Below are 13,458 nucleotides of genomic sequence, written 5' to 3' on the forward strand. Positions count from 1 at the left end.
AAGTTATAAGGCCAAGTCCCTGGAAAAATGGTTATTTAATTGAAAGGGGGTGAGGGAGTCTCACAATACGAATTGCTGTGGACGGAGTGAGAAAAAGCTAATCTCAATAACTTTTCAATGGCCCTAAAAAAAACAACGCCGGTTTTGTTGAAAAATAAAATGTCTATCCGGGTAGGGGCATGGATTTCTTCTGTGAATTCTTACCTGCAATCAAACGTCTCCTATTATTGTGCATTGATGACTCTCTCGACCCTGCGGGAATTGGCAGTGTTTGTTGCAACGGCTGCCGCTATGGAAGGTGAAAATGAGCGAATTGCGCAAAAAATTCTTTACCGCGCCTCTTTTAAAAATTATTAAACGGGTACTTCCGCCAATTTCTGAAACAGAAAGGGAGGCGATGGAAGCGGGTGAGGTTTGGTGGGACGCTGAGTTATTGTCAGGTAAACCACATTGGGATCAATTGTTGGGGATGGGTCCACCTGCGCTCAATGAAGAGGAGCAGGCTTTCCTGGAGGGGCCAGTCGAAGAGCTGTGCCGAATGATCAACGATTGGCAAATTAGCTATGTGGATCGCAATATTCCGGAGCATGTTTGGGATTTCCTTCGGAAAAATCGCTTTTTTGGCATTATTATTCCCAAGAAATATGGCGGCCTTGGCTTTTCCCCGACAGCTCATGCGGAGATAGTGACCAAAATTACCACCCGCAGTACCTGTGTGGGTGTCACAGTAATGGTGCCTAACTCATTGGGCCCGGGAGAGCTGCTACTGGCTCACGGTACGCAAGAGCAAAAGGACTACTATTTGCCACGTCTGGCAGATGGCACTGATATTCCCTGCTTTGCGCTGACCAGTCCGGAGGCCGGATCTGATGCGGCATCCATGATTGACCGTGGCGTAGTCTGTTACGGCGAATATCAAGGCGAAAAGGTCCTTGGTATGCGTGTTAATTGGCACAAGCGCTATATCACCTTGGGCCCGATAGCCACGGTGTTAGGTTTGGCCTTCAAGCTCTATGATCCCGACCATATTCTCGGCGATGAAGAAGAGCTGGGTATTACGGTTGCCCTGGTGCCCACAGATACACCGGGAGTTTCCATTGGTCAGAGGCATCTCCCAGCGCTGCAAGCATTTCAGAACGGGCCCAACTGGGGAAAAGATGTTTTTATGCCGATGGATTGGATTATTGGCGGCGAGGAGAATGTCGGCAAAGGTTGGGAGATGCTGATGAGTGCCCTTGCCGCAGGCCGAGGAATTTCTCTGCCATCCCTGTCTACCGGTGGGGCAAAAATGGCCGCGCGCATGACCGGCGCTTACGCCCGGGTTCGAGAGCAATTTAATGTGCCTGTTGGCCGCTTTGAAGGCGTGCAACGCCGCTTGGCTGAAATTGCTTCTATCGCATTTGTATTGGACAGCGCCCATAAAACGACTACCCGTGCTCTGGATGAGGGGCGAAAACCAGCGGTGATCACCGCAATTATGAAAGCCAATGCTACTTGTGGTCTACGCCAGGCCATTATTGATGCAATGGATATTCATGCGGGCAAGGCAATTATGGATGGTCCATTAAATTACCTGGGTAATGTTTATCGAGCGATACCGGTAGCAATTACGGTAGAGGGGGCCAATCTTCTCACTCGCAGTTTGATGATCTTTGGTCAGGGCGCAATTCGCTGTCACCCCTATATCTTGCAGGAAATGTTGGCGGCAGAAAATCCGGATCATGAAGCGGGTTTGGATGAATTGGATAAGTTGCTGCCCAAACATATGTGGTTTCAATTCAAAACCCTCTGTCGGGGTATTTTTCACGGCTGGACGGTGGGCTTGTTTGCCAGCAGCCCTCGCAACGTAGGGCACGCTGCCAAGTACTATCGGCAATTGAATCGGTATTCGGCGGTGCTATCTCTGGTCACCGAATTTTCCTTGATGACTCTGGGAGGAGAACTCAAGCGAAAAGAATTAATTTCTTCCCGATTGGGCGATGTCTTGAGTCAGCTGTATCTGCTCAGCTGCACCCTGAAGCGCTTTTATGATGATGGCAACCCTAAGGATGACCTCCCTCTGCTGGAATTTGCCATGCGAGATGGATTGCATAAGATCGAAGTCAACTTGTTGGAGGTGTTTCAAAATTTCCCCCGGCCATTTATTGGCCAAGTAATGCACTTCCTCACCATGCCTTGGGGCCACAGTGTCCACACCGCATCGGATCGGCAAGCCAAAGCCTGCGCGGAATTACTGTTGACGCCGTCGGCGACTCGCGACCGGCTGACCAGTGGAGTTTTTCTCGGAACTCCCGGGGATGGAGTGGATATTGTTGAGCAGGCGTTTGATCGGGTATGCGCTTCCGAGCGGGCTCGAGAAAAATTAAAAAAAGGCGGTATTCGCAACCTGAGCAGGGATAGCGTGGAAGAAGGGTTAAAGAAAAATCTAATCAGCGATGAAGAGGCTGAGATACTCTACGATGCAGCGGATGCTGTGGAGAAGGCAATTCAGGTGGATCACTTCGAGCACTTGGGTGGGTGTGCGGGCACAGTCCAATAGGGTTTGAGGAAAGCTACCTCCGATGGAATCTGCGCACAAGAATTCTCCAGAGAGCTTTACCAGTGCCGAGGAATGTGTCGATAAGCTTTTAGAAGTCGTCGGCAAGAAAATAGTTCTGGCATTACCGCTGGGGCTTGGTAAGGCAAACCATTTCGCTAATACGCTATACGCTCGAGCGGCAGAAGATCATACGATTTCTCTGACGATATTTACGGCCCTGACGCTGGAGCGCCCCCGTGGGGATAGTGATATTTCCCGGCGCTTTATCCAGCCACTTCTGGATACCCATTACAGTCAATACCAAGACCTTGCTTATGTTCCCGCGAGGAGGAAAGGGCACCTGCCAGGTAATATCCAGGTTATTGAATTCTTTATGGAGCCCGGTTCGCTGCTCGGCAACAACTATGCGCAGCAACACTACGTGAGTGCAAATTATACCCAGGTACCCGGTGAGCTGATCAGTCGGGGGGTTAACGTTATTGCGCAAATGGTGGCGCCTTCAGAGTGTGGAGGTAAGTTCAGTTTAAGTTGCAACCCAGACCTGACACTGCCTGTTCTAAAGCTGGCTGCTCAGCGCAAGGACTACCCCCTGTTTTTATTGGGTGAAGTAAATACACAGCTGCCCTATATCCATGGAAGCAGTGAGCTACCGGCCAGTGCTTTTGACTTTTTGCTGAAAGGCGAAACTTTTGATACGCCGCTGTTTGCGGCTCCGGCCCTGCCAGTAACCTTTACCGAATACAGCATCGCCTACCATATCGCCAGTCTGGTTGAAGATGGAGGAACCCTTCAAGTAGGTATCGGCGCCCTGGGAGATGCGGTTTGCCATGTACTGCGCTTGAGGCATAAGGAAAACGCCCTCTTTTGCCGGATTCTGGATGACTTGGTGGAAGAGGATGCTAAGCGCTACCGAGAGGAACTGCCTTTATGCACTGGCACCTTTAAGCGGGGCCTTTATGGGGCCAGTGAAATGGTGCCCCACGGTTTTCTCCATCTGCGCAGAGCGGGGGTTCTGACCCGCAAAGTCTACGCTGATGCGACAATTCAACATCTGCTCGATAGCGATCAGATTACTGATACTGTGCAGGAAGAAACGCTGCTGGCATTAAAGAATGCTGGCCGTATCAGTTGCCCTTTAACCGTGGCAGATACAAATTTTTTACAGCAGCTTGGCATTGTGGACCCCAGCTACAGTTGGCGGGGCCATAAGTTGCTGACTCCTGATGGTGAAGAAGAGGAGTGTGATCTTCACAGTGAACATGGGCGCCGCCGTCTAATTGGTAGTTGCCTGAATAAAAAGATCGCTGGGGGGATCTGGTTACATGGCGGCTTCTATCTGGGGCCGGAACTTATGTATCGAGAGTTGCGGGATCTGGATCCTAAGGAGGGTGCAGGTCTCGATATGATTGACATCAGTTTTACCAATGACCTCCAATCCCAAAGAGACCTAAAGCTGGCGCAGCGACAGCATGCGCGCTTTGTAAATTCGGCCATGATGGTGACTCTTGGGGGAGCGGTTGTCTCGGATGCCTTGGTGGATAACCACGTGGTGAGTGGGGTGGGAGGGCAATATAACTTTGTCGCCCAGGCTTGGGACTTGCCTGGGGCCCGATCCATTATTGCACTCCCAAGTGTGCGAATGCGCGATGGTATCTGCGAGAGTAATATTGTGTGGGAATATCCTCACACGACAATTCCCCGGCATTTGCGCGATGTGGTTGTGACGGAATATGGCGCAGTCGATTTGCGTGGTAAAACAGACCGGGATGTAATGGTGGCTATACTCAGTATCTGTGATACCCGCTTTCAAGCTGTATTGCTAGAGCAGGCCAAGCACGCGGGGAAGATAGAAAAAAGCTTTTCGATTCCCGAGAGTTTTAATAACAACACACCTGAACATCTCGCCAGTGTATTCAATGACGAAAAATGCCTGGCGGAACTGCCTCACTATCCACTGGGTACTGATTTCTCTGATGAGGAAGCCCTGCTAGCGGTGGCCCTACAGTACTTGCGCTCTGCTGATAAAAGCTGGTGGAAAGTGTTGGCCAATATTTTTAAAGGCCGCCGGGTCTGGCACGATAAATCCTCAAGTGCCGACTATATCCAACGCTGCTTACAGCGAATGGGGTACGATCATACAGAGACCTATGAGCACAGGCTGGAAGCCTATACCGTTGCGGCCGCGTTACAAGAGTATATCGACCAGCGAAGGCCCCTGCGCCGTGAGTAAATAAAATCAGTGAAGTTTGCCCTGGGCCTGGATGGCGGTGAGGGCAATGGTATACACAATATCATCCACGAGTGCGCCCCGTGATAGGTCGTTAACCGGCTTGCGCAATCCCTGCAACATTGGCCCAATACTCACTAAGTCAGCGCTGCGTTGAACGGCTTTGTAGGTAGTGTTGCCGGTATTCAGGTCGGGAAAGATAAAAACTGTGGCCCTGCCGGCCACGGGACTGTGCGGGGCTTTTTGGGCAGCGACATTGCGGATTAAGGCGGCATCGTATTGAAGGGGGCCATCAATATTTAGCTGCGGTCTCTTCTGTTTGGCCAGCTGGGTGGCCTCGCGGACTTTATCGACATCGCTGCCGCTGCCGGATGTGCCGGTGGAGTAACTGATCATTGCGACTCGGGGTTCTATACCAAATGCCGCTGCGGAATCTGCTGATTGAATGGCTATAGCGGCGAGTTGCTGTGCATCGGGATCGGGATTGATCGCGCAATCTCCGTAGACCAGTACCTGTTCAGGGAGCAGCATAAAAAATATCGAGGAAACCAGCTCTTCATCCGGGGCGGTTTTGATCAGTTGCAGGGCGGGCCGAATGGTATTGGCTGTTGTGTGAATAGCTCCGGACACCAGTCCATCCACTTCACCCAATGCCAACATCATGGTTCCGAGAACCACATTATCCTGTAGCTGCTCAAGTGCCACTACTTGAGTAAGTCCCTTGTTTTTACGCAGGGCAACCATGGGCTCCACATAGTGTGCCCTCACCGCCTTGGGATCGACAATTTCCAACTTTTTATTGAGCTTTAACCCCTGCTGCTCAGCAATTTTGAAAATATCTTTTTCTTCGCCCAGTAAAACCGGGTGTGCAATCTCTCTATCCAGGCAGAGCTGGGCGGCGCGAATGGTGCGGGGTTCGGTTCCTTCGGGTAGGACAATCCGCATAGTGCGGCGCCGGGCCAGTTCCGTGAGGTGGTAGCGGAATGCCGGGGGTGAAAGGCGTTTGGGGATTTCACTTTGTTGGCTCAGTGATTCCACCCACTCCTCATCCAGGCGACTGGCGAAAAATTCCTGCACCCGGTCCACGCGATTTCTGTCATCTGATGGGGTGCGCAAATTAAAAGTCTGCAGTGACATCACCGTGTGCCAGGTATTGGAAGGCACCAGTAAAATGGGTAGGCCTGTTTCCATGGCCGGGGTGCACAGCTTCAAAATGGCTTTGTCCAAATGGTAGCCGCCGGTTAATAGCAGGCATCCAATTTTGACTCCATTCATCACGGCTAAACATGCGCCCACAACCACATCGGGCCTATCGGCAGAAGTTACCAGCATGGCCCCGGGCTTAAATCTTCTCAACATATTGGGCAGTGAGCGGGAGCAGAAAGTGACGGTATGCAACCTGCGAGTTTCCAGCTCCCCTTTATTGAGTACCTTTGCATTAAAGTGCCGCGCCAGGTCGAGTGCACGGGGGGAAAGCAGTTCTGCATTCCAGGGAATAAAACCGACAATACGCAGTGGAATCTGCTTTGAAAGTATCTCAGGGGTCAGGCTAGGGGGGCTTTCTTTGCTAGATTCCAGTTGTGAATGCAGTCCAATTAAATGAGCTCCGGGAGTATCCATAATTTCCGCTGGCAGACCCACTTTATTGATGATGCAGCCCACTACGCGCTTTGCATCCTCGCCGCCATAAAGACGAACGGCAAATTCCAGTCTCTCGCGAAGTTGCTTGATTGAATCGCTGGCACCGGGAGATGGACAGGCGACGAGTACCACTTCCGCATCTAGGGTTTTGGCAATTTGATAATTCAGTTGGTTAGTCACGGGATTGTCGCGGCTGGGTAGTACACCTTCGATCACGTTAACCTCAGCCTTCGCCGAGATTCGTCTGAAGCGGGCGAGAATCTCTTCCAGTAAATCCGCCATTTTTCCGGTAGATACCATCGAGTCCGCATATTCGGCACTCAGTGAGCTGGGGATGGCTAGGTTGGATGTTTGTCGCAAGATTTCAGTGGTGCGCTCTATAGTGCCGTCTGGGGGTGGGGGCTCGGCAACAGGTTTAAAAAATTGAAGCTCAATACTTTTTCGGTCTAACGCCCGAATTAAACCCAGGCTTACAGAGGTGATGCCGGCTCCCGCTTCCAGGGGAACCAGCATCAGGGTTCTGGCGTTGCTGTGTCGCAGCATGTTTAAGACTGCACCAAGCGCGATGTATCCCGGGCAATAATCCAGTCTTCCTTAGTGGGGATTACCAGGATGTTGGGAGTTTCCTGGGCAGAGATTAACCCCTCTACTTGCGACTTGGTTTTCTGATTGGCTTCAGGGTTGAGCTGGTAGCCTAAGGGTTTGAGCCATTCGATGGTCCGGCTTCGCACCCCGGAGGAGTTCTCCCCGATACCGCCGGTGAATACCAAAGCATCGACGCTACCCAAGGGGATGGTGTAGGCAGCGACATATTTGGCCAGGCGGTAACAGAATATTTCCAGGGCGAGTTTGGCTCCCTGATGATCTTTCTCGGCAGCTTGCTCCAGTGCGCGGCAATCACTGCTCAGGGTGGATATGCCCAACATACCGCTTTCTCTATTTAGCAGCTGCTCTAGTGAGGCTTGGGTATATCCTAGCGATTGCTGTAAGTAGAGGAGTATTCCCGGGTCCAGATCACCGCAGCGACTCCCCATTACCAGTCCTTCAAGAGGTGTAAGCCCCATGCTTGTATCTACACTGCGCCCCTGTTTGATGGCGCAAATAGAGGCGCCGCCACCGAGGTGGGCAGCAATGATATTGAGTTCAGCCGTCTGTTTTCCCAGTAGTTCGGCGCACCGCTCGCCAATGTACTGATAGCTACTGCCATGCATGCCATAGCGGCGGATCTTGTGCTCTTCGTACAGTGGGTAGGGGAGCCCGTATAGATACGCATACTTCGGCATTTGCTGATGAAAGGCGGTATCAAAAACGGCGACTTGGGGTAGTTGGGGGAAGGCATCGAGGGAGGCGTAGATCCCCTTGAGAGCAGCGGGGTTATGCAAGGGGGCCAAGTCACAGCACTCTTCGATACAGGCCATCACTTTCTGATTGATCAAAACGGAGCTGGAGAAATGCTCGCCGCCATGGACGACTCGGTGACCTATCGCTTTTAACCCATCCTGTAACTGTGACCAGGATCGGTCAAACTGTGTTACCAGCTCATTAATTACCGCCGCATGGTCGCTATCCAGCGCAAGTCGGTGGGAATCAGCCGTCCCTTGGTATTGCCACTTAAGCTTGGCCTTGGGGGTGCCCAAAGCCTCGGCGATACCAGCAAGATGTTCTGCACCCGAATCTGGGTCCAGCACGGAAAACTTCACTGACGAGCTGCCGCAATTGAATATCAGAATTAAATTTTGATCGCTCATGGTGCGCGAATTTCAACGAGGGTGCTTTAAGGCTAGCCGAGGAGTTGTCTTTGCGAGGGAAAGAACCGGGGTAGTTCAGTTTCGGAATAAAAAAGGGCCGCAGTAGCGGCCCAAGTAATAAAAATTGCAGAGATCAAAGCGTAGGCAAGCTTGCGGTGCTTTGAGATGAACCCAATGGGTTCAAAAAAAGAGGCGGCAAGTGCCGCCTCAAATTTACTGAAACCGTACCGGTCGATTAACCGAACTGGTTCATGGTGTTGTCTTTACCACCAGCCTTCAGGGCAGCATCACCAGCAAAGTATTCTTTGTGGTCGTCGCCGATGTCGGAACCAGCCATGTTCTGGTGCTTAACGCAGGCGATGCTCTGACGGATCTCTTTGCGCTGTACGCCTTTCACATAGCCCAGCATACCTTGCTCACCGAAGTACTCTTTGGCCAGGTTGTCGGTAGACAGGGCCGCAGTGTGGTAAGTCGGCAGAGTGATCAGGTGGTGGAAGATACCAGCTTCGCGAGCCGCGTCGGCCTGGAAGGTACGGATCTTCTCGTCGGCCGCTGCAGACAGCTCAGAGTCGTCGTATTCGGCGCTCATCAGGTTGGCGCGGTCGTATGCGGATACGTCTTTACCCTCTTCAGACCAAGCATCGAATACCTGCTGACGGAAGTTCAGGGTCCAGTTGAAGGACGGGCTGTTGTTGTAAACCAGCTTCGCATCGGGAACGACTTTGCGGATTTCGTCCATCATGCCGCCGATCTGGCGAACGTGAGGCTTCTCGGTTTCGATCCAGATCAGGTCTGCACCGTTCTGCAAAGAGGTGATGCTGTCCAGGATGCAGCGCGCTTCGCCAGTGCCCTTGCGGAACTGGAACAGGTTGGAAGCCAGACGCTTAGGACGCAGCAGCTTGCCTTCGCGGTTGATGATTACGTCGCCGTTGGCCAGCTCGGAAGCATCGATTTCTTCGCAATCCAGGAAGGAGTTGTACTGGTCACCCAGGTCACCCGGCTTATTGGTTACAGCGATTTGCTTGGTCAGGCCAGCGCCCAGGGAGTCGGTACGGGCAACGATAACACCGTTGTCTACGCCCAGTTCCAGGAACGCGTAGCGAACTGCGCGGATCTTGGCCAGGAAGTCTTCGTGAGGAACGGTTACTTTACCGTCCTGGTGACCACACTGCTTCTCGTCAGAAACCTGGTTTTCGATTTGGATACAGCAAGCACCCGCTTCGATCATTTTCTTGGCCAGCAGGTAAGTTGCTTCGGCGTTACCAAAACCTGCATCGATGTCGGCGATGATCGGTACAATGTGAGTCTTGTGGTTGTCGATCTTGTCCTGGGCAGCTTTCTCAGCTTCTTTATCGCCAGCTTCGCGAGCGGCGTCCACTTCGCGGAACAGGTCGTTCAATTCGCGGGCATCAGCCTGGCGCAGGAAGGTGTAGAGCTCTTCGATCAGAGCAGCTACGGAAGTTTTTTCGTGCATGGACTGGTCGGGCAGAGGACCGAATTCGCTGCGCAGAGCGGCGACCATCCAGCCGGACAGGTACAGGTAGCGGCGGTCAGTGTTGCCTTCGAAGTGCTTCTTAATAGAAATCATCTTCTGCTGACCGATGAAACCGTGCCAGCAACCCAGGGACTGGGTGTACTTGGACGTGTCCTTGTCGTAGTTTTCCATGTCGGCGCGCATGATATCAGCGGTGTACTTGGCGATATCCAGGCCGTGCTTGAATTTGTTCTGGGCACGCATACGGGCAACAGATTCGGGATCGATGGCGTCCCAGGAGCTGCCATGACTTTCACGGAGCTTTGCTACCGCGTCGATGTCTTGAGTGTAAGTGGACATGACTGTAAATCCTTAAACGGTGACTGCGATTAGGTGTTGAGTATCTTAGGAGGAGTGGCATAATTTGCCTAATTTATTGATTTTATTTTCACTATCGATTTGGCGAATAGATGTATGCAACTGGAAAGAGCTGACCTGAACCTGCTGGTTTACCTCGATGTGCTACTGCGCGAACGCAATGTGACCCGTGCAGCCAATTACCTGGGACTGTCCCAGCCGGCCATGAGTAATGGCCTGAAGCGTCTGCGGGAACTGTTTGACGATCCGTTGCTGGTGCGCACCCGTGAGGGCATGATGCCCACGGAAAGGGCTTTGGAATTGCAGCCGATGGTGCGCGAAGCACTCTCTTCCATTGATCGGGTTATCCAGCCAAATCGGGATTTTGACCCCGCCAATACCCGCCGCACCTTCCGCATCATGGCCAGTGACTACGCCGAGTCCACCCTGATACCGCCGCTGTTAAAGCAGCTGCGGGATGACGCCCCGGGTATCAGTCTGGATATCATGACGCCCAGTGATGTGAGCTTTGTGGATGTAGAGCAGGGCAAAGTGGATATGGTGATCAACCGCTTTGACAGTATGCCGCAGAGCTTTCACCAGGCCACCGTATGGCGCGATAGCTTCTCCTGTGTGATGCGCGCTGATAACCCGATACTCCGGGATTACAATCTGCAGAGTTATCTGGAAGCCCAGCATATCTGGGTGAGCAAGACCGGTATGGGGGTGGGTGTCGGGGTTAACCCGGAAGATGTACAGCGCTTGGGCTGGGTAGATGAGGCCATAGGTCGTTTGGGAGAGAAGCGGGATATCTCCGTTTTCACCCGTCACTACCAGGTAGCTATGCTGCTGGCTGAACAGAGCGATCTGATCGTAACGGTGCCCACTCGCCTGGCTCAATTGGCCAGTGATAATCCCCGCGTGGTGAGGCGTGACCCGCCCCTGGATATTCCCAATTTGGAGTTGAAAATGGCTTGGAGCCCACTGTTGCAACAGAGCGCCCCGCACCGCTGGCTGCGCCGTTTAATTCTCGATATTGGCCGCGCTTTGTAACGATGTTGCAGGTGGGCGCTGTGTCTGCGCGGTTCTGTCCGGGCAAACACACATCAACTGCTTTGTCATAAAAATTCGATCTATGAATAGTGGGAATTGTGTCTATAAATTAGCGGTATGTGGAAATGGCTGTTTAGAATGCCGCTATTCCAACAATCTGATGAGAGGCCCTGGGTATGACGGAACGAGTCCAAATCGGCGATCTGCAAATCGCACCAGAACTTTACAACCTGGTTTGCGAGGAGGTGATTCCAGGAACTGGAGTTAGCGCCGAAGCTTTCTGGGCCAAATTGGAATCTATTGTCCACGATCTGGCCCCGGTAAATCGCGCCTTGCTGGAAAAACGCGATGAACTGCAGGAGACCCTGGATCGCTGGCACACGGACAACCCCGAGGGTTTCCGCGATCTGGAAGGCTACCAGACTTTCCTGCGAGAGATCGGCTACCTCGCCGACGAGCCTGCTGAATTTAGCGCAACTACCGAAAATGTCGATGAAGAGATCGCCATCCTGGCGGGACCTCAGCTGGTTGTGCCGGTAATGAACGCACGCTACGCCCTCAATGCGGCAAACGCGCGCTGGGGCAGCCTTTACGACGCACTCTACGGTACAGATGTGATCAGTGAAGAGGGTGGCGCGGAAAAAGGTACGGAATACAACCCGGTTCGCGGCGCTAAAGTGATCGAATATGCACGCAACTTCCTCGATCAGTCAGCCCCGCTTACCTGCGGTAGTCACGCTGAGGCGGTGCAATACCGCATCAATGGTTCACTGCTGGAAGTGGTACAGGCCAGTGGCGACATCGCCACCTTAAAAGATGCCAAGCAGTTTGTTGGTTATTTGGGTGACAGTGAAGAGCCCTCCAGCATCCTGCTGAAGCAGCACGGTTTGCACTTTGAGATCCAGGTGGATCGCGAGAGCCCCATCGGCAAAACCGATGATGCCGGTGTGAAAGATGTGCTAATGGAATCCGCGCTGACCACCATTATGGATTGCGAGGATTCGGTAGCCGCTGTCGATGCTGAAGATAAGGTAGTGGTTTACCGCAACTGGCTCGGTCTGATGAAGGGCGACCTGAAGGAAACCATTAGCAAAGGCGGCAAGTCCTTTGAACGAAAGCTCAATGCAGATCGTGAGTACACCTCCCCGAACGGCAACCAGGTTACCTTACCGGGGCGCAGCCTGATGTTTGTGCGCAACGTCGGCCACCTGATGACCAACGATGCAGTGCTGTTCGGCGATGGCCAGGAAATCCCCGAAGGGATTCTCGACGGCATGATCACCAGCTTGATCGCTTTGCATGACCTCCGTGGTGAGAGCCCGATCAAGAATTCCCGTGAAGGCAGCATCTATATCGTAAAACCGAAGATGCACGGCCCAGAGGAAGTGGCTTTCGCCAATACTCTGTTTAACCGAATCGAAGATGCGCTCGATCTGCCCCGTTACACAGTAAAAATGGGCATTATGGACGAAGAGCGTCGTACCACTGTGAACCTCAAAGCCTGTATTGCCGAAGCGAAAGAGCGTGTAGTCTTTATTAATACTGGCTTCCTCGATCGCACCGGTGACGAGATCCATACTTCCATGCTTGCGGGCCCCATGATTCGCAAGGGTGATATGAAGCAATCCACATGGATTAACGCCTACGAAGAATGGAATGTGGATGTTGGCCTGAACAGTGGCCTGAAGGGCAGAGCGCAAATTGGTAAAGGCATGTGGCCAATTCCAGACCAGATGTCAGCCATGATGCACGCTAAGTTGGCCCACCCAATGGCCGGTGCCAATACGGCGTGGGTACCGTCGCCCACGGCTGCTACCTTGCACGCCTTGCACTACCACAAAGTGGATGTGAATCGCCGCCAGGAAGAGATTCAACATCGCCATCACGCTAAGCTGGAAGATATTTTAACGGTTCCGGTAGCGGCTGAAACCAACTGGAGTGCTAAAGATATCCAGCTTGAGTTGGACAACAATGCCCAAGGTATTCTCGGCTATGTAGTACGCTGGGTAGAGCAGGGCGTGGGTTGCTCCAAGGTGCCGGATATCAATGATGTCGGCCTGATGGAAGACCGTGCAACCCTGAGAATTTCCTCTCAGCATATCGCCAACTGGCTCAAGCACGGTATCGTTAGCGAAAAGCAAGTGCGTGAAACCATGGAGCGTATGGCTGCTGTGGTAGACCGCCAGAATGCCGGCGACTTCAATTATAACGATATGGCACCGAACTTTGATAAGAGCGTTGCCTTCCAGGCTGCTTGTGAGCTGGTATTCGAAGGTTGTGCCCAGCCGAATGGTTATACCGAGCCGGTTCTGCACCGCCGTAGACGCGAGTTTAAAGCTCTAAATGCATAATTGCTGAGCTAGTTGAGTTCGAGAAGGCCCCATTTGGGGCCTTTTTTATTTTGGGGGTCATTGGATTA

Annotated in this window: 8 protein-coding genes; 5 read left to right on the plus strand and 3 right to left on the minus strand. The window is 52.5% G+C overall.

Annotation, left to right across the window (positions count from 1 at the left end; genetic code table 11):
* Positions 1-117 precede the first annotated feature (117 nt).
* Genes ACJJIR_RS08955 through ACJJIR_RS08965 form a run of 3 tightly spaced genes read left to right on the plus strand, consistent with a single transcriptional unit; the run spans position 118 to position 4,769 of the window.
* Positions 118-357: a hypothetical protein gene (locus tag ACJJIR_RS08955; protein WP_413662261.1), complete on the plus strand. Its 240-nt coding sequence runs from the start codon at positions 118-120 to the stop codon at positions 355-357.
* Entirely contained in the window at positions 305-2,539 is a 2,235-nt protein-coding gene (locus tag ACJJIR_RS08960; protein WP_413662260.1) for an acyl-CoA dehydrogenase, read from the plus strand. The genes ACJJIR_RS08955 and ACJJIR_RS08960 overlap by 53 nt, the downstream gene beginning before the upstream one ends.
* A 22-nt stretch (positions 2,540-2,561) precedes the next feature.
* Complete coding sequence (locus ACJJIR_RS08965) at positions 2,562-4,769, plus strand: acetyl-CoA hydrolase/transferase C-terminal domain-containing protein (RefSeq protein WP_444908070.1); 2,208 nt, start codon at positions 2,562-2,564, stop codon at positions 4,767-4,769.
* Positions 4,770-4,775: 6 nt separating this feature from the next.
* On the opposite strand, the gene pta is transcribed toward ACJJIR_RS08965, so the two are convergent.
* The 3 genes from pta to ACJJIR_RS08980 all read right to left on the minus strand — a co-directional run bounded on the left by pta (position 4,776) and on the right by ACJJIR_RS08980 (position 9,989).
* Complete coding sequence (gene pta / locus ACJJIR_RS08970) at positions 4,776-6,950, minus strand: phosphate acetyltransferase (protein WP_444908071.1); 2,175 nt, start codon at positions 6,948-6,950, stop codon at positions 4,776-4,778.
* Positions 6,951-6,952: 2 nt separating this feature from the next.
* Complete coding sequence (locus ACJJIR_RS08975) at positions 6,953-8,107, minus strand: acetate/propionate family kinase (RefSeq protein WP_444908072.1); 1,155 nt, start codon at positions 8,105-8,107, stop codon at positions 6,953-6,955.
* A 283-nt stretch (positions 8,108-8,390) separates the two neighbouring features.
* Positions 8,391-9,989 carry an isocitrate lyase gene (locus ACJJIR_RS08980; protein ID WP_282932507.1) on the minus strand — a complete coding sequence of 533 codons (1,599 nt, stop codon included), beginning with the start codon at positions 9,987-9,989 and terminating at the stop codon, positions 8,391-8,393.
* Positions 9,990-10,103: 114 nt separating this feature from the next.
* Here ACJJIR_RS08980 and ACJJIR_RS08985 point away from each other — a divergent pair, with 114 nt between their 5' ends.
* Positions 10,104-11,039 (plus strand): LysR family transcriptional regulator, encoded by a 936-nt coding sequence (locus tag ACJJIR_RS08985; protein WP_108733532.1) that lies wholly within the window; start codon positions 10,104-10,106, stop codon positions 11,037-11,039.
* A 176-nt stretch (positions 11,040-11,215) separates the two neighbouring features.
* Positions 11,216-13,390: a malate synthase G gene (locus tag ACJJIR_RS08990; RefSeq protein WP_444908073.1), complete on the plus strand. Its 2,175-nt coding sequence runs from the start codon at positions 11,216-11,218 to the stop codon at positions 13,388-13,390.
* Positions 13,391-13,458: the final 68 nt, after the last annotated feature.

Source organism: Microbulbifer maximicatervae (SeqCode), assembly GCF_052467385.1.